This window comes from Streptomyces sp. BBFR51 (genome assembly GCF_044591655.1).
GTDB lineage: Bacteria > Actinomycetota > Actinomycetes > Streptomycetales > Streptomycetaceae > Streptomyces.
Map to the genome: position 1 here is coordinate 4565213 of NZ_CP172448.1, position 16667 is coordinate 4581879.

Consider the following 16667-nt stretch of genomic DNA (forward strand, 5'->3'; position numbering starts at 1 on the left):
CCGCTCGCTATATATGGCAGAATTTGATGCATGGCTACCCTGTTCTCTCGCATCATTTCTGGTGAGTTGCCCGGACGTTTCGTCTGGCAGGATTCTGAAGTCGTCGCGTTTCTCACCGTTGCGCCATTGCGACCTGGCCACACCCTTGTCGTCCCTCGCCGTGAGGTCGACCGGTGGACGGATGCCGACGGGGCACTCCTGGCTCACTGTGTGGAGGTGGCCCAGGCCATCGGGCAAGGGGTGCAGCGGGCTTGGAACGCTCCGCGAGCCGGCGTCGTCATCGCAGGCTTCGAGGTGCCGCACTTGCATATACATGTCGCCCCCGTCTGGGACATGTCCGACTTCGATTTCAGTAAGGCCAAGCAGGAGGAGGACCAGTCGGCTTTGGACGATGCCGCGGAAAGGCTGCGTACCGCGTTGCGCGAGCTCGGTCATGAACAGGCGCGGGACGCCGGCGCCTGAGTGTGAAATGCGCTCGCGCGAATCCCGGGCGGAGTGGAGCGGGCGGGAGGCGAAGAGGCACGGGAGTGCCGAAAGGGGAGGTTCTCATGAGCACGCTCGCCGTTGTAGGAGCAGGGCCCCCACGGGGGATGTCGATCGCCCGTCGCTTCGCGCGCGAGGGCTTTTCCGTAGCGCTGCTCGCGCGGCGTCCTGAGCCGCTCGAAGAGCTTGCGGCAGCGCTGCGGGACGAGGGCGTCGACGCTGAGGCGTCCCCCCGCCGACGTCAGTGATCCGGACAGTCTGCGTACCGCGCTGGCAGCGGCGGAGGAGCGGTTCGGCGGGATCGATGTCCTGGGGTGTTGGGGTGAGGCGGTCTCGGGTGGTGTGGAAGGGGCTTGGGGAGCGGGCCCGCTCCCAGGTGGCTCCCAGTTACCCGGCACGGAGGCGTCGGCGCCCCTACGCCCGGCGTGACAGGTCGTCCACCAGGAGGCCGAGGGTCGCCTCCTCATGGACGCTCGCGGAGAGGCTCCTCAGATCGGCGGTTCCATTCCCGCGTCCCCGTCGGGGATGGAACCGCTCTCCAGCTCTTCGGAGGCGTCCGCCATGCCCACGCTCGTCCATCGGTTCGTCCTCACGGGTACCGCATCCGAGGTGCCCCCGGCTCGACGCGAGATCGTCGACAAGGTGCACGCATGGGGTATGCCGCTGGACGAGGAGACCGCCGACGCCATCCGACTGGTCGCCTCCGAACTCCTGACCAACGCCGTCGTCCACGGGACGGGGCCGATCACCGTCGTGTTGTCCAGCCGACCAGGCCGCTTGGTCGTCGACGTCCTGGACGGCGACCCGGCGGTCCCGCGGAGCCGTTGTGCACAAGCGGACGACGAGAACGGGCGCGGCTTGGCGTTGGTCCGGCTGCTCGCGACGTGCTGTGCCTGGGAGCCCGTCGGCCCCGGTAAGCGGGTGTGGGCGGAGATGGCGCTGCCCATGGCGGTGGAGGTGGGCCCTGCCGAAGCCGGGCCGCGCGACTTATCCGCGATGCGGGCCGAGGGCCGGGTCGGACCCAAGCCTGAGTCGCTGCGGTCGGCAGTCGCGTGATGGGAAGGCACGCAGTGCGAGCAGGTCCGCTGCCGGACCGCGACGTGGTCTTCCGCCCCACCCGCCGCGACATCGACCCCGTCACCGAGGAGCCGACGGCGTATGCCCTGTGGGACCGGCACGGATGGCAGGAGCACGGCGAGTACGAGGCGAGTTCCTGGCCGTCGACACCACAGTCCTCCAGGCCAGGTTGACCGCCCTCGCTGCCGTTCAGACGTTCCCCCCGCACGCTCCTCACCCGGAAGATCTTCGAGAACGACTCCCTCGACGGCGGGGCCTGGATCCGCCTTCGAGACGAAGGCACCCGGTCGACCCTCACCCTCAAGCAGGTCACCGACGCCTCCACGATCGACGGCACCAAGGAGATCGAGACCGAGGTGTCCGACCTGCACGCCATGGCCGACATCCTGCGCCGGGTCGGCCTCACCGAGGTGCGCTACCAGGAGAACTGGAGATCGAGGGGCCCGACGAGGCATCGGTCCGGCAGGCCGCCGCGCTCCGGAGCGGTAGCCACGCAGATAGACACGGACACGAAACAGGTGAGGCACCTACTGAATTCAGTAGGTGCCTCACCTGGTGTTTCACTGTCGGGGTGGCGGGATTTGAACCCACGACCTCTTCGTCCCGAATGAGGGCCGGGCAGGATCGGCACCTGCGAATCTTGTAAAACTGCAGGTCAGGTGGTTGGTCTGAAGTGGCGCGGAGAGGTTCCGGTTGGCCTCTGAGGGAAGATCATCTCCCAGGAATCTCCCAGCGAGGGGTGCAGTGCTCTCGAAGCCGTGGTTCCGAGCTGCGTAGCGCAAGTAAATTTGCTCGGTTCTCTCTCTCGGCTGTGTTGTCCAGTCATGTGATGCACGAGAGCCCAGGGTTCCCGGCGGGAAGCAGCTTCACCTGTCCAGCCGGAACACGTAGTGGGCGGTCGGCGGCAGCGTTCCACAGGACCACGTTGCCTTCGGCGACGCCGAACGAAAGGTAGGGGGTGCTTGGTACAAGCGTGCCGCCCTGCTCGTTCAGGGTGTGAACCGAGACTGTAGGACGGACGCAGACCCAGTCCGCTGAAATACCGAAATATGGTGGGGCCTTGGTGTGATGAGTTGCTGCTCGTTTCAGCTTGTCGGCCGCATGCTGCGGTGACGCGAAGGTCCACTCGGCGGCTGTGAGCAAGCCAAGGGCTAGGAAGAGTGCGGCCAGCGTGCCAGCGGAGACGCTCCGCGGCCGTATGAAGTGAAAGTAGCGCAGGACGCCCCAAACGGCTGCTATGAACAGGATCGCCGCAAGGGTGGGCCACAGCAGTTTCACCGCCGAGATGAGTTGGTACGCCCCGCTGACAGCCGTCTCTTCCGGTGACAGAGACAGCTCGTCCGCATAGCCGTCCTGCAGGATCCTGCCGGTGAGGGGCAGCGCCGCCACGAGCAGTGTGGCGAGTAGGGGAAGCGCCGTCGCGGCCAGTATCTGCCATCGCCAGCGGCGCCCCAGCAGGATCAGACCAGTCACGTAGAAGCCGATTGCTGCCGTCGCCCAGGTGGACCGGGAGTCCACGCCGTCGAAGAGTCCAGGGATGCCTAGCGTGTAGACGGCCACTACGAGGGTTGCGATGATGCAGATAACTAGACACTGGAGCCGAGAGCGAGCCAGGGGCACGGCGAAAGCCGTCCACCAGGCTGGGACGGCACAGACGACAGCGAGGAACCAGCACGCGGCGGCCGCAATGGGTATCAAGTGCTGAGCTGTTGACAAGAAGAGGGACATGGCGAGCAGTGGCCCGCCGAAGAGCGCCACAGCCCTGTTGAGGGCGTCCTCTCCATGACGGATAGTCCCGGTATGCCCCCGTCCGTCGAGCGGCCGCACGTCGAGGTCCGCTCGGGGCCCGTCCGTGCGCAGATGCCGGGCCAGGTGTCGGGCGGCGTCCTTGTTCGCATGGATGCGCACGCGGACGTCGAGCAGCCCGGTGTGCGCCGCGCACCAGCGCGTGGCTGTTCGCCAATGCCGACGGAAGCCCGGCGTGACGGTGCCTTCGGGATCGTGATCTGCCGAGTGCACCTGCCACTCGGGCTCAAGGACCCGATCGATCTCCTCACGCCGGAACAACCGACCGTAAATCACAGTCTGTACCGACCGGCTCAACTCCGTGATCTGCCAAGCTGCTTCGCGGTCGGCACGCCAGGTGGAGCCCATGATCGGCACTTCCAACCACCAGAAATCGCTGAAATTGACATCTGAGTCGAACGCCCGGAGGACCGTGCGTCGCTCTTTCGGGCTGAGCTCGTGGCACGTCCAGCCCAGCTCCCGTATCCGCCGCATTGCTTTGTCCCATTGCGGCCTGCCGCCTTGCAGCTCGATCAGGGTGGTCACCGTGCAGTCCGGTCCACGGGGAATCATCGGGCACCCTCGATATGATCGGCCAGCATGGCGGTGTCCGTCCTCAATCTGTATCAATCGTCGGAGTGCAGAGAAACGACGATATGGCTCAGCACTGACAGGCAAGTGGCGTCTTCGGCGGGTACGTCCCAATGTGGGTGCGGCAGGCAGACTTCCGCTGAGGCCGCCGGCGTGGTGGATCCATCCGATGACTCGGTCTGACGAAGACTTTTCACGTCCTGGCTTGTGACTCAGGCCGGCAGACCCGCTGCGTTCGCCGCCCTGTCGCCCAGTTCGACTGGATCACCGCCTGGCTCAGCAACATCCCGTGGTGCACTCCTACAACTTCAGCCAGGCAGAGCAAGACCGGCTGGCACACCGCTTGTGCGTCCCCACGCCTATTGGGCGAGCAGAATTTCGGTAATCGGTCCGCCGCTGACACCTGGCTCAAGCACGAGAGCTGGGGTGTAGCGGGGCCTCCCAGGGGTCGCACCGTCCCACTCGTAGACGACGGTGCGCAGTGTGTTGAGGTATCGCCCTACGAGTAGAGCCATCGTGTAGGGGCCGTGGAAAGCGAGATGCACCTCCGCACGGCCGCTGTGTGCGGCAAGAGCTTTGATCTGTTGCGCGGCAGCCGTGCTGAGGCGTGCGGCCTCGCGCGGGTCGAGTCGGTCTTCGCCGGCGACGGAGATCACGGCGGCCGCGGCGAAGCCGTCGCTGGACTCGTGCAGGAGCTGCTCGAATGCGGTCTGATCTGGACTGGCAGTCAGGCTGAGGAAGATCGCGACGCGGTCGTGGCTGTCGGGTGTCTGCGCTTGTTCGAGGTCAACTGGTTGCGTATGAAGTTCGCTGATCAGTGGGTCGTCACCACTTTCTGCAGACGTCCACTGAGCGCCGCGGGTGTCGACCACCTCGACATTGCCGATCTTGGTCTCGGGCAGGGCGGCCCCCAAGGCCAGGGCTACCGACAGGTGAGCTCCGCCAAAGATGCGTACGGTTTGCGCGCTGGCGGCATAGACGGCGTCGCTGGTCAAGGGCAGTGTGGTCTGCAGGAGCTGAAGTCCCTCTCGCAGCGGCAGACGCCCGTCGCTGGCGGCCCTGATGCGGATGTGCAGGTCGTCCTCGCCCGCGTCCATGGCGAAGGGCGCGGGGCGGGTCTGGACTCGGATCGTGAAGGCGCGGTTCTGGCTGTGAATGGCGGGCTTGCGTTGTTCGACTCGGTGCATCAGCAGGTCGCGCACTATCTCGCTCTCGCCGGACGCCTGGAGCATGTTGCTTTGCTTCTTGTCGGCGAGGGTCCTGGAGGGAGCGAGTCTTAGGAGACGGTCCGGTGCGCCGTAGTCGCACCGTGTATCGCTTCCCGCTCTGGCGGTCTTGTTCGCGATGCACAGACTGAAGGCGGGGTCCTCGTCCAGTTGCAGTAGCCGAGGCAGCTCACGTTCTCGGACGATGTCGCTGTGGACGACGTCCGGTGTCACGACGAGCACGGCTGCTGAAAGCCCTTGGGTCAGGGCTTGTTCGAGACGATCGGTCGTTGTGCCCGCGCGCAGGTCGGTATGGTCTCTCCACACGACGAGACCGGCCGCCCTGAGTAGATTCTCAATCGACTCGGCCTGCGGGGACCCGTCAGACTGCCGGTAGGAGATGAACACCGCACCGTCAGGCCGGACTGCGCCCTTGGGCAGTGGCCCCAGCTCCTTGAATCTCTGTGGTGGCGGAAGGACCGTTGCTGCCTTGCCGGTGACGCGTCCCCATCGTTGGCGCCGGGTGATCAGTCCGGAGAAGGGGTCCGTCCCGCCGGGAGCGTAAACGAGGAGCGCGATCGGGCCGTCGTACTCCCGGGCCATTGCCCGCATCGCGGCAAGGTCCGTCGGGCTCGGTCCGGACGGTGCGGGATGGCTGTGCCACTCGCCGACGTAGCCGGTTGGATCGTCGTCCGCTCGCTGGGCCAGGAACTCTGCGAGCAGAGTGTTCGCCTTGACGTCATCGCGCACGTACCTGTGGGTGGACGCTCCTTGTCCGTCGACCACGAGGGCATGGGTGACAACGACGTTGGCGTCTTCCTGATAGCCGAGGAGGATGCCACCCGTTTCCCGCGGCAGCTGCTGCGCGGTCGCGGACGCGATGACCTCGTATGCCGCTTGGCGCAGCTCGATCCGTGGTGCCGGCCGGGTCACTGGTGGTGGCTCCCTTGTGGCGCGGAGTGGAGGTGGCGCGTTTCCCCTGCAGGATGGAGGGGGCGATCCACGAGGAGTCCGACGGCGTGGCGGACGGTTGCCGCTGCTGCCTCGATCACCGCGTGGGGCGGCGTTGGGGAGATCGGGCTTCCGCAGCCTGCTTCGAACAGTTGCGGCGCCTCGGTGCCGGCTCTGGTCGTCGAAGGCGGCAGCGGTGCTGCGGCGTCGATCGGTGGCAGTACGTCGATGCGATAGGTCCTGCCGTCGTTTTGAAGCGCCGCGGACAGGACCCGTGTGCCCAGTGTCAGGGCGCTTACATGCAGGAGCGCGGTGGTGGCGAAGTCGGCGGTGGCGTTCACGACGAGGTCGTGGTTCCGCAAATGGTCGACCGCGTCGGCACCCGAGGTAAGGGCGCTATTAATGGTGTCGATGCCTGCGGCCGGCGCCTCGTTGTGCCTGACGAGGTGTCGCTTGACCGCTTCGGCTTTCGGCAGTCCGACTGCGTCGGGGCCGACGAGGTGGCGGACGAGGTTTCCCGGCATGACCACATCATCGTCGATGAGAGTGAGGTGACGGACACCGGAGCGCACCAGCATGTCGGCGATGAACGAGCCCAAAGCGCCGACACCGACCACGGCAACCTTGGATTCACACAGTTCGGTAGCGAGGACGCCTGCGCGAGCGGACCGGGCGGCCTCGGTGTCTGCGCCCGAGCGTAGACGTGTGACGGCCGTGCCGCCCTCCTTCGTGGGCGTTACGTCCAGCACGAGCGCGCCCTCGTGGGTGCCTCGTCGGTAAACCAGCACGACGACCGCGACCGACTGCTGGCGAATTCTGCGCTCCAGATCCGCGTTCGAGCCGAGCCGCGCACAGATGTCTGCCCAGGTTCGCGGCGGCACGTCGACCTCGCCGAGATCTGCCACGAACCCAAAGCGGTCCTTGCTGTGCTTGAGGGCCTTCCTGGGACGGATGCCGTGTCTGATCCGCATCGTGGCGTTGCTGGCCGGGCTGAAGCGGACGGAGCGGTTGAGGTACTGCCCGAGGTCGTCGTAGAGGTAGAGGCGCCGGTCCGCGGACTGATGGAAGTACCGGTCGAGGTCGAGGTCGGGCCGATCGTCCGTCCATCCGGTGTCCGCGTGCTCGAACCATGCTGTGACGTGTTCGAGGAACGCCGGTGCCTCCATCCACCACAACCCGTCGTGATCTTCTTCAGCAACCAGGCACAGCGCGCCGTCCGAGTCACGGTGCCAGGACCAGGGCACCGCGTCGTGATCGACCGGCACCACCCGCGGCGGTCGAAACGGGAAGCGGGGCGGCAGGTCGATCACTACACGGGGCGTGCCCGCCAAGTGCGGGACAGGCCCTTCCCACCCTGCTTCCACCTCGTGGAACCCAGCGCGGATCAGGCCCTCCTCGAAGTGCAGCCGCGCGTAGGCGACGTACTCGTCGAAGCTGACAGAGGTCACCCGAAGGTCCTCTTGCCGGCAGGAACGACGCGGGCACCGGGCGAGATCGCGGATGCCTTCTTGCTGCCGTCCTCGTTGAAGCCGGGGGGCATCGGGAAGACCGTATCTCCATCGCCGTTCTTTCCCAGCAGTTTCCGGAACGCCAGCGCGGCCTTGCCCGCGTCCTCCTCGGCGAGCGCAGCTTCTGCGGACGTCGCGGCGTCGTTGAACCGCGTACGCGCGGTGTCCAGTTCATCGTCGGTCGCCCGGATGTGGATGGTGTGTCCGGGCAGGGTCGGGTCGGTCACCGCGATGCCGTAGGTCACGAAGTTTTCTATGATCTTGCTGACCTCCCGGAGAGCGGAGACGTAGTACTCCGCCTGGTCGTTGCCCGAGACTGCGCCTGAGTCGAACGCCTGGTAGGCGGCCATTTCAATGAAGAATCCGCCGGGCTTCTTCGTGCCGAGCAGGGCGCGACGAGTCTGGCGAAGCAGTTTGACGGTCGGTACGTAGTACTCGTCGTGGTCCGAGTTCATCGTGCTCGAGAGGTCCGTCAGCCCGTCTGGGTTGGTGCGCACCCACTCGTTCTCGTCGCCCTTCTGGGGGATCTCCCAGGTTCCGTCGCCGTAGGGGCGGGCGGGCACCGCGTCGACGTAGAGGTCGTACTCCGGGAAGGAGACCTGCAGGCTCCGGTCCTGACGCTTGGTGCGCCGGTGCCCGTCGGCGTCGGTGCCGAACTCTGCATGCAGGACCTTGAAGAACCTGTCGAGGATGTCCGTCGACGTGACGTCGCTCGGAACATCGGGCAGGCGCACGAACACGTCGACGTCCTTGATCCTGCGGATCGACACGTTGCGCTTGTAGGAGCCGATCAGGATCGGGCTGACGCCGTACTCGGCGAGCTTGGAGTCAGCCTTGAGGGCGTCACGGACGAGGCGATGCGCCTCTGGCGCGTTGGTCTTGTCGTCGCCGGGCTCGATGGAGCTCAGCGCGTCCTTGAACTGCTGCTTGAGGTAAGCCATCGGGCCCTCCGGTCTGGTCGTGACTGCATTGGTCTGCTGAGCCTGCCTCACACCACTGACAATGCGAGGTCCGTCGTGAGGGGCTGGCGGCCTACTTCTTCCTGCCGCCCTTGCCGATGCTCTCGTTGGTCGTTGTCTTCGGGTGCCGCTTCACGGTGGCCTGCTTCACGAACCGGCCCGTGATGGCACTGCGGCCCCGCTTGCCGTTGGATGCGCTGCTCTTGCCTGCCATGGGCTGTCCTTCCGATCTTCTGCGGTGGCCTGCGGGAACACACGCCACACCCTGCTTCATAGTTTCATTTACCTAGTAGGTGCATGAAATCTTGTGGACCTTGATCGGGAGGATAGCATGGAAGCAGTAGGTACATGGAAAAGGATTCTGAGGTCGCTGGTGGAGATCGTCTTCGAGGACGCCGAGCTCGCCCGTGTCTGCAACAGCGGCCCTGCCCGCAGGGACCGTTTAGGCCCCGATGGGGCGACCACCCTGCTCCGGCGTCTTGGCCAGATGGAGGCCGCCCACCACCTGGCTGACCTGCGCCACGTTGCGGCCGCGCGGCTGCGGCCCGCAGCCAACGGGGACTGCTTCACTCTGCTGGTGTCGCTCGGTGATCACGGCGATCTCGTGGTCCGCCCGCGCGACGACCCGCCCGGCACCCTCGACGACGGCACCCTCAACGAGCACGCCGTACGCGCTGTGATCGTCGCAGCGATCCACCGCCCCTGATCCCGCCACCAGGCCCGCCCCGCAGCCTCGCCGACCGAGAGGCACTCACGTGACTCCGCCCTCCGCCCCGCACCCGTTCGCACCGGATGAAGTCCTGCCTCCGGGCGACACCCTGAAAGAACAGCTCGACGCCCTTGGTATCCCCCAGGCGGACCTTGCCCGCCGCACCGGGCTGTCGACCAAGCACGTCAACCAGATCGTTCAGGGCAGCGCTGTCTTGACCCCCGAGACTGCTCTTCTGCTGGAGCGGGCCGTCGGAATCCCGGCTTCGCTGTGGAACCAGATGGAGGCCGCCTGGCGCACCCATGTCAGCCGCACCCAGAGCCGTGAAGCCCTCAGCCACCGCCTCGACTGGCTCGACCGTTTCTCCCTGCAAGAGTTGGTCAGGCGGGGCATCCTGCCGACCAAAGAGCGCACGGTGGACAATCTCGAGCATCTGCTGGCGTTCTTCGGGGTCGCCGACCCCGAGGTTGCAGAGAACGTGTGGGGCAGCTACCGGACTGCCTTCCGGCGTTCCACCGTCCTCACGCCGGACGACTACGCCACCGCCGTCTGGCTGCGCCAGGCCGAACTCAGAGCACGCGAAATCCCCTGCGCACCCTACGACCGCGCGGCCCTGCTTGAGCTACTTCCCCAGCTGCGAGCCCTGACCGTCAAGGAACCCGCCGTCTGGCGCACCGAAATCCCGCGCCTGTGCGCCCGAGCCGGCGTCGCGGTGGTGTTCGTTGCCGCGCCCCCCAACAGTCGCGTCTCCGGCGTCACCCGATGGCTCACCCCGGAAAAGGTCGGAGTCGCCCTCAGCGGCCGGTTCAAGAAGGACGACCATTTCTGGTTCACCGTGTTCCACGAGCTCGGCCATGTCCTCCTGCACGGCAAACGCCTCACTTTCATTGACAACACAAGCCGTGACGACGACACGACCCCCGACGGAGACCGCAGCGAGGACGAGGCAGACGCCTTCGCCAGGGAAACCCTCATCCCGCCCGAGCACGCGGCCGCCTACAAGCAACTTGCGCAGCGCCCCATGCCCTTCACCAACATCACAGCCTTCGCCCGCCGGGCTGGCATCGCCCCAGGCATCGTCGTCGGGCGCCTCCAACACGACGGCGTCCTGGACTGGAAATACGGCAGCAAGCTGAAGCGCCCCATCGAGATCAGCCTCTCCGGCGATCTCACCGCGGGCTAGCCCTGGACGTTTCACTGAACCCCACCCACCGCGTAAGCAGGCAGCCAGGAACTGCTTGCTTCAGGCGAAGGCAAGCGACCGGAAGTCGAATGGCGCTCAGGTGGTGGTCACGGATGGGCGCGGGTCCACGGTGACGGTGCCCTTGTTCAACAGTCGCAACCTGTCCTACTGGGTCGCCATTGCCCTGATCGACTTCAATGTTCCAGGCGGTGTGGAGATCCGGCATGTGGAGAAGTACAGCGGCAACCACGTTGAGGCCCGACCCACGCTGTACTCGAGTGGGAACGTTCGTATGAGTACCGGAAAGATCGAATTCAAGACGAGGTAGATCTGACGGCGGGCATGGACTCTCAGAGGAGTGCGAGCCTGAACGCAGCGGCCCGCTTGGCCATCCTCTGCTTCCAGGGCGTTGGGTCCTCCTCGGCGATCTCCTGCCACAGCGCCGCAGATGCGGAACCGAATGCCGTCAGCGCCTCCGGACCGGTGTTCCGCCACGACGGGAAGCGGCCTGCGAACGCGATCGCGTTCTCCGCCGGGTGGCCGGCGTCCATGAGCCTCAGTGCCAAGGTGCCTGGATCGATCCACGCCGCACCGCGCGTTGGCCACGCCCAGTCGATGAGGCGGGCACGCCCGTCGGCGATCAGGACGTTGTGCGGTGCGAAGTCGGTGTGCAGCAGGGTGTTGCCGGTGAAGTGCTGGAGCGTTCCGGGCGGAGCGTAGTCCGCCCAGCGGTCCACCGCGTCCTTGATCTCGATGTCGGCCGGAGCGGTGATCTGTTGCAGTTCGGTGAGCGTGGCTTCTACGAGCTCCAAGTCGGCCGAGCCGGGGCTGTAGTCGGCGTGGCGACCGCTGAGGACCTCGTATCCGAGAAGGCTCCATCCACCGACTTCCAGGTGCCAGTACAGGCGGGGACAGGACGTGGGCAGGTGGGGGGCGATCTCCGCCTCGCGGCGCTGTGCTGCGACCTGCGGATGATCACTCGCGATGCCCTTCACGAAAACGCTGCCGCTCTCGGTCTCCAGGACGGAGGCGACACCGGAGTTCATGCCGCCGGTCATGGTCACCGCCTGATACACGGGGCCGGTCTTGTCGGTGACAGCCTGGCGGACGTCGGCTGGGAGCTGATCGAAGGGAATGCGAGACATGGACACGCGCGGTTCCTCATGGGGCTCGGAGACAAGGGAGTGCCGCCCCAGCCAGGGTATGACCGGGGCGGCACTCATGGGGCGCGTACGCGAGCGGTGCGGCGCCCGCCTGCGGTGTGTCTAGTACGGCTGGTCGTCGCCGGCCGAGCAGCTGCACTCGGCGCCCTCGGCGGCCTCGTCCAGGTCGGCGATGATCTGAACCTCGTCGTCGCGGATGGCCGTGGCCAGCAGTTGTACGGGCAGCGAGCCGGATGCTCCGCCGGCGGGGCGTCGGCCGATGCTGAGCAGCACCGGTTCGCCCGGCGAGGTGAGGGTGGTGGGTGGCGTCATGATCCGTAGCCTCCGTGTTGGCAGTAGAGCTCTCGTCGGTCCCCCGCCTCCTGGTAGAGCTTGGCCAGCGGCCGACAGGTTCGGCAGGTGCCGACCTTCGTGCAGCCGGAGCATCCACCGGTGCGGAGCTGTAGGGACTCGGCGATGGCGCCGAGCCGGGTGAGGGCGGCGACGCCCTCGGTCACGAGGTTCACGCTCGGGTCGCGGCCGACCTTGCAAATGGACGCGATGCCGTGTGGGTTGACGTGGAAGAACGTCCGGCCGGCATTGCAGCCGGTGAAGACGCTCCGGGCCTTGATGTGGCCCTCGGCCTGCGTCGCCAACGGGTTCGCCTCGCCGTCGATCGTCGGCGACATGTTCGTGAAGACTTGGTGCGGGAAGCCGTAGCGCGAGCACAGAGCCACCATCGCGTCGAGTTCGTGAGCGTTGTCTTCCGACACGATCACGTTCAGCCGGACCGGCAGCCGGTCCTGGTGGGCGGCGTCCAGGCCCTGGATGAACCGGTCGAACGCGCCGCGGTTGCGGGTGACCTTGTTGTACGTACCCGCGGTCGCGCCGTAGACGCTGAGGGTGAGCCGGTAGGGGCGACGGCGTGCGAACAGCCCGCGGATCGGCGGCTTGCGCAGGGACGAGCCGTTCGAGGAGACCTGCACCATCATCCCGAGCTGGTGGGCGTACTCGTAGGCCGCGCCGAACTCGCGGTCGATCAGTGCCTCGCCGCCCGTGATCTGCAGCCAGAGCACGCCCGCGTCGCGCATCGTCCGCAGGAGCTGCTGTTTGCCCGCCCAGTCCAGGCCCTCGAAGCGCTTCTCGCCGAGGTAGCAGAACTCGCAGTCGTAGTCGCAGCCGAGGTTGATTTCCCAGGACGCCTTCGCGTACCCGTACGGCGATCGCTCGCGTACGAGGACGAAATCGCCGACCGGTCCGTCAGGCAGCTCGGTGCCCCACGCCTGCCGCGCGGCATCAACAAGCCAAGCCGGCAGAGGGCCTCCGACGTGGCTCGCGGCGCGCAGCTCCTCGTAGCGAATCCCAGGAATGCGCACACCGACCGCTCGGCCTGGCTGAAGAAGGAGGTGCTGGGCGAGGAACGGGCTGGCCACGAGACGCGTGCTTGACGCGGCAGGCGCCGCCCGATCCGGTGTGCCGGTTACGGTCATCGGACCTCCAGAGGGCGGTCGTCGTGGTTTGGGACGGGAGGGCTGATCGACTGTGCGGTGTTGTCCGCGGTCTTGAAGCAGGACCAGATGATCTTCCCGAGCGGCGTACGGTCCGTCACTCCCCACTCGTCGGACAGCGCGGCCACCAACGTCAGGCCCCTTCCGGAGATGTCTGTGGCGGTCGGCTCGCGAACGACGGGCTGCTGGCGACGGCTGTCGTGCACTTCGAGGCGTACGCAGTTGTCGTCGATGTCGAGCCGGACGAGGAAGCCGTGCCCGCGGGCGGTGCCGTGGAGAACGGCGTTCGTGGCGAGTTCGGAGACGCACAGGCGGATGTCCTCGGTGCGGCTCGTCAGGCCCCAGCCGTCCAGCGCTCTGGTGGCGAACTCCCGTGCTTTGCGTACGGACTGGCGGCGGGCCTCGAAGAACTGCTGAAGCGACTCGGGCATGGGGTGCCTCATGACTCCGTGCTCAGGAGGAGGAGTGGCGCGGGAAAGCGGCGGTGGGCGGTCTGCTGACGAGGTACGTGGCCAGGCCCGATGCGGGGGCGGCGGGCCAGCAGCAGGCGGGCGCCGGCGGCCTCGATAAGGCGGGTGCGTTCGGCGGCGAGGTGCTTCGGCCCCAGATGAGACAGGGCGGGGGCGATGACGCCGTAGACGTCAGGAAGGGCCAACGCGTCCAGCAGGCCGGTGAACGCGGTGGAGCTCGGTTCGGTCGTCGCGAGCCTGTCCTTGAAGACGCCTGAGAGCTGCAGCTCATGGATCCGGCAGTACTCCGTCAGTGACGCCTGTAACGCCGTTTGACGGGCTGCGGAGACTCCGGCCAGCCGCAGGAAGCCGTAGACGACGGGCCCGTTGACCGGGCGGTGCTCGGTAAGGAGTTTCATGCTGGTAACCGTCCAAGGGGCTCGGCGAAAAGAGACCCCTTGAGCGTCGCCTTACCTCAACGCGCAGGGAATCACCGGCTGTTCCACTTGCGCTCTACTTCCGCCCCACCGGCCGCACGCTTCTGCTTCCATGGCTGGTGGAAGGGAGCGACGCGTGGCGACCGTGCACCACTGGACCGGCCTGGAGGCCAGAGCTCTACGGCTCGCTCTCCGCCTGAGTGTGCGGGCGTTCGCCGAGCGCCTCGGTCTCGCCGTCGCGACCATCTCGAAGTGGGAAAAGCTCCGGTCCGCGACCGAGCCCCGCCCCGACACGCAGGCCATTCTCGACACCGCGCTCGGTCGCGCCGATGCCTCCGTGCATCTGCGCTTCGAAACGCTCCTGTCGGAGATGGCCGGCCCCGGGCAGGTGGCAGCCGGACGCCGGGTGACGGCTGCCGGGCCCAGAGCCTGGGAGTACGAGTCGTGGACCGACGACCTGGACCGTGCCGTCGTCGCCTTGTCCCGGCAGAACTTCACCTTCGCCGCCAGCCTGCTGGGCCGATGGCTCAACCGTTTCACGGCCGCCGAACTCGATGACAAGGGCCTGTACCTCTACGCCCGATCCACCGCGTTACTCGGAGACCTTAAGCGCGATCAGGGCGCGGTGCTCGGACCACTGTCCGCACGCCACTCCTACGCGGGCGCGCGCTCGATCTTCACCCAGCTCGACATTCCCCGCCGTGTCGCCCAGCTCGATCTGTCCCTCGCGGTCGTCGCGGAGATGTCCGGTGACCTGGAGACGTCGGCCCGTACGTACGAAACGCTCGCCGTCGACGACCGGCTCTCTCGCCGTGACCGGGCCAGAGCCCGCCTGTGGGTGGGCACCGCACTCAGCAAGGACGGCAACCACGACTACGCGACCCGCGTGATGCAGGCCGCGACCCGTGAATTCGAAGACCTCACCGAACCCGACGACTGGTCGGTGGCCCATCAGAAGCTCGCCCTGGCCCTCCGGGGCGTCGGGGACCTCACCCAAGCCCTGCACTTCATCGACATCGCCCGAAGCAGCGGGAGCAGCGACTCACCGATGCAACGCGTACGACTGGACACCGCTCACGGCCACATCCTGCTGTCCGACGCGGCGACCCGCGATGATGGGTTACGCGTTCTCGGCCAGGCCGCTCGGACGGCCGCGCAGTACGGCCTCGTGCACCAACTGCGCAGTATCGAGAGCGTCAAGGCCAGCAGTGAGGGGCCGCCCGGGGCCCCGCCGACGGTGATCAGGGAGACGAACGCATGAGTGACAGCCAGCAGGTCATCACCGAAGACCAGTGGCACCAGGCCAAGGCGATCTGGGACTACCACCAGATGCACCACCAGCCCCACCCCGCGGACGTGGCGATCGGCCTGGGCAGCCACGACCTGGGGGTGGCCACGCGCGCCGCCGAGCTGTACCACGCGGGTCTCTTCCCCACGCTGGTCTTCACCGGCGGCAACAGCCCGACCACCGCCAAGGTCTTCCCACGCGGCGAAGCGGTCCACTTCCGCGAGCACGCCATCGACCTCGACGTCCCCGCCTCAGCGATCCTGCTGGAGCCCCACGCCGCGAACACCGGGCAGAACATCACCCTCGCCCGCGAGGTCTTGGCCGACGCCGGCATCACCCCGGAGAAGGTGCTGCTGGTCTCCAAGCCCTACATGGAACGGCGGTCGTACGCCACCGCCCGCAAGCTGTGGCCCGAGGTCGAGATGGTGTGCGCCTCGGAAACCCTGGAGTTCGACGACTACCTCAAGTCCATCGGCGACGAGAAGCTCGTGGTGGACATGCTCGTCGGCGACCTCCAGCGGGTGATCGAGTATCCGAAGCTCGGGTTCGCCATCGAGCAGGAGGTCCCGGAGGACGTGCATGCTGCGTACGAATCCCTCATCCACGCCGACTTCACCAGCCGCCTCATCGCTTCCTGAACTCTCCTCCCCGAGCAGCCTGTGCGCCATCCACCAGCCCAACTTCATGCCCCGGCTGACCACGCTGGCCAAGCTGTTCGCGTCGGACCACTGGATCGTCCTGGACGACGTGCAGTTCGCCCGCCGCGACTACCAGCACCGCGCCCGCATCGCCACACTCGACGGCCTTGGCCCGAACCGGTGGCTGACCATCCCCACTCACCGCCCCTCCGGGCGCGCCACCCTTATCAGAGACACCCTGATCGCCGACCCTGCCGCGGCCCGACGCAGAGCCTCATCGATCCTGCGCCAGCAGTACGGGACCAGTCCTCACTGGCCCGCACTTGACCGTGCCCTTCAGCCGGTCTGGAATGCGTTCGACACAGGAAGGGTCGCGCCGGTCGCCACGGCCTCGACTCGCGCCCTGCTCGAACTGCTCGGCTGGCGGGGGCAGATCTTCACCAGCAGCGCCCTGCCCGCACGCACGGGTCGGTCCGAGCGGCTGGCCGACCTGGCCGACGCCACCGGCGCACGCGCGTACCTGTGCGGCACCGGCGGCATGACCTACCTGGACCATGCCCCCTTCACCGAGCTGGGCGTAGCCGTCGTCCCGTTTCTCTCGCCGGCCACTGGTCTGTGGGCCTCGGGGCGACAGGTCAGTGCTCTGCGGGCGTTGGCCTTCCGCGGCCCCGACGCTGTGGGAGCTCGGTTTCGGGCTCTCGCGTTCGCCCACGATGCGCTGGGGTGCGCGGCCTGATACCCGCTTCGGGTACGG

Annotated in this window: 19 protein-coding genes and 1 pseudogene; 10 read left to right on the forward strand and 10 right to left on the reverse strand. The window is 67.0% G+C overall.

Annotated elements, in window-relative coordinates:
• The first annotated feature begins 30 nt into the window (after positions 1-30).
• The 4 genes and pseudogenes from ACGH7X_RS20870 (at position 31) to ACGH7X_RS20885 (ending at position 2206) form a co-directional block, all read left to right on the forward strand.
• Positions 31-462 (forward strand): HIT family protein, encoded by a 432-nt coding sequence (locus ACGH7X_RS20870; protein WP_399886922.1) that lies wholly within the window; start codon positions 31-33, stop codon positions 460-462.
• Between the two features lie 582 nt (positions 463-1044).
• Complete coding sequence (locus ACGH7X_RS20875; RefSeq protein WP_399886923.1) at positions 1045-1539, forward strand: ATP-binding protein; 495 nt, start codon at positions 1045-1047, stop codon at positions 1537-1539.
• The gene (locus ACGH7X_RS20880) at positions 1539-1733 is read left to right on the forward strand and encodes a hypothetical protein (RefSeq protein WP_399897772.1); all 195 of its coding nucleotides are present in this window, start codon (positions 1539-1541) and stop codon (positions 1731-1733) included. Before ACGH7X_RS20875 ends, ACGH7X_RS20880 begins: the two co-directional genes overlap by 1 nt.
• Positions 1664-2206 (forward strand): annotated as a pseudogene (locus ACGH7X_RS20885) (adenylyl cyclase). The gene ACGH7X_RS20880 and the pseudogene ACGH7X_RS20885 overlap by 70 nt, the downstream one beginning before the upstream one ends.
• A gap of 176 nt (positions 2207-2382) precedes the next feature.
• Here ACGH7X_RS20885 and ACGH7X_RS20890 read toward each other — a convergent pair.
• From ACGH7X_RS20890 to ACGH7X_RS20910, 5 genes are all read right to left on the reverse strand, one after another.
• Positions 2383-3891 carry a hypothetical protein gene (locus ACGH7X_RS20890; protein WP_399886924.1) on the reverse strand — a complete coding sequence of 503 codons (1509 nt, stop codon included), beginning with the start codon at positions 3889-3891 and terminating at the stop codon, positions 2383-2385.
• Positions 3892-4295: 404 nt separating this feature from the next.
• Positions 4296-6074 (reverse strand): SAVED domain-containing protein, encoded by a 1779-nt coding sequence (locus ACGH7X_RS20895; RefSeq protein WP_399886925.1) that lies wholly within the window; start codon positions 6072-6074, stop codon positions 4296-4298.
• Positions 6071-7540, reverse strand: coding sequence for a ThiF family adenylyltransferase (locus ACGH7X_RS20900; protein WP_399886926.1), 1470 nt, complete (start codon positions 7538-7540; stop codon positions 6071-6073). The genes ACGH7X_RS20895 and ACGH7X_RS20900 overlap by 4 nt, the downstream gene beginning before the upstream one ends.
• Entirely contained in the window at positions 7537-8541 is a 1005-nt protein-coding gene (locus ACGH7X_RS20905) for a nucleotidyltransferase (RefSeq protein ID WP_399886927.1), read from the reverse strand. The genes ACGH7X_RS20900 and ACGH7X_RS20905 overlap by 4 nt, the downstream gene beginning before the upstream one ends.
• A 91-nt stretch (positions 8542-8632) precedes the next feature.
• Complete coding sequence (locus ACGH7X_RS20910) at positions 8633-8773, reverse strand: hypothetical protein (RefSeq protein WP_219688541.1); 141 nt, start codon at positions 8771-8773, stop codon at positions 8633-8635.
• 117 nt (positions 8774-8890) lie between these two features.
• Between ACGH7X_RS20910 and ACGH7X_RS20915 the strand changes: the two genes are divergently transcribed.
• Genes ACGH7X_RS20915 through ACGH7X_RS20925 form a run of 3 tightly spaced genes read left to right on the forward strand, consistent with a single transcriptional unit; the run spans position 8891 to position 10779 of the window.
• Positions 8891-9265 carry a hypothetical protein gene (locus ACGH7X_RS20915; protein WP_399886928.1) on the forward strand — a complete coding sequence of 125 codons (375 nt, stop codon included), beginning with the start codon at positions 8891-8893 and terminating at the stop codon, positions 9263-9265.
• A gap of 49 nt (positions 9266-9314) precedes the next feature.
• On the forward strand, positions 9315-10451 hold the full coding sequence (locus ACGH7X_RS20920; RefSeq protein ID WP_399886929.1) for an ImmA/IrrE family metallo-endopeptidase: 1137 nt from the start codon (positions 9315-9317) through the stop codon (positions 10449-10451).
• Between the two features lie 55 nt (positions 10452-10506).
• Entirely contained in the window at positions 10507-10779 is a 273-nt protein-coding gene (locus ACGH7X_RS20925; RefSeq protein ID WP_399886930.1) for a hypothetical protein, read from the forward strand.
• Between the two features lie 22 nt (positions 10780-10801).
• Here ACGH7X_RS20925 and ACGH7X_RS20930 read toward each other — a convergent pair whose 3' ends face one another.
• From ACGH7X_RS20930 to ACGH7X_RS20950, 5 genes are all read right to left on the reverse strand, one after another.
• Entirely contained in the window at positions 10802-11596 is a 795-nt protein-coding gene (locus tag ACGH7X_RS20930) for an aminoglycoside phosphotransferase (protein ID WP_399886931.1), read from the reverse strand.
• A 120-nt stretch (positions 11597-11716) separates the two neighbouring features.
• Positions 11717-11926 (reverse strand): hypothetical protein, encoded by a 210-nt coding sequence (locus ACGH7X_RS20935; RefSeq protein WP_399886932.1) that lies wholly within the window; start codon positions 11924-11926, stop codon positions 11717-11719.
• On the reverse strand, positions 11923-13026 hold the full coding sequence (locus ACGH7X_RS20940) for a radical SAM protein (RefSeq protein ID WP_399886933.1): 1104 nt from the start codon (positions 13024-13026) through the stop codon (positions 11923-11925). The genes ACGH7X_RS20935 and ACGH7X_RS20940 overlap by 4 nt, the downstream gene beginning before the upstream one ends.
• A gap of 53 nt (positions 13027-13079) precedes the next feature.
• Positions 13080-13532, reverse strand: coding sequence for an ATP-binding protein (locus ACGH7X_RS20945; RefSeq protein ID WP_399886934.1), 453 nt, complete (start codon positions 13530-13532; stop codon positions 13080-13082).
• An 8-nt stretch (positions 13533-13540) separates the two neighbouring features.
• A complete protein-coding gene (locus ACGH7X_RS20950; RefSeq protein ID WP_399886935.1) occupies positions 13541-13969 on the reverse strand; it encodes a hypothetical protein in 429 nt (142 codons plus the stop codon).
• A gap of 154 nt (positions 13970-14123) precedes the next feature.
• On the opposite strand from ACGH7X_RS20950, the gene ACGH7X_RS20955 reads away from it, so the two are divergent.
• From ACGH7X_RS20955 to ACGH7X_RS20965, 3 genes are read left to right on the forward strand one after another with little or no spacing between them, the layout of a single operon-like run.
• Positions 14124-15248 carry a helix-turn-helix domain-containing protein gene (locus ACGH7X_RS20955; protein WP_399886936.1) on the forward strand — a complete coding sequence of 375 codons (1125 nt, stop codon included), beginning with the start codon at positions 14124-14126 and terminating at the stop codon, positions 15246-15248.
• Positions 15245-15913, forward strand: a complete 669-nt coding sequence (locus tag ACGH7X_RS20960; RefSeq protein WP_381955721.1) for a YdcF family protein — start codon at positions 15245-15247, stop codon at positions 15911-15913. The genes ACGH7X_RS20955 and ACGH7X_RS20960 overlap by 4 nt, the downstream gene beginning before the upstream one ends.
• 46 nt (positions 15914-15959) lie before the next feature.
• Positions 15960-16649 (forward strand): WbqC family protein, encoded by a 690-nt coding sequence (locus ACGH7X_RS20965; RefSeq protein WP_381891579.1) that lies wholly within the window; start codon positions 15960-15962, stop codon positions 16647-16649.
• Positions 16650-16667 lie beyond the last annotated feature (18 nt).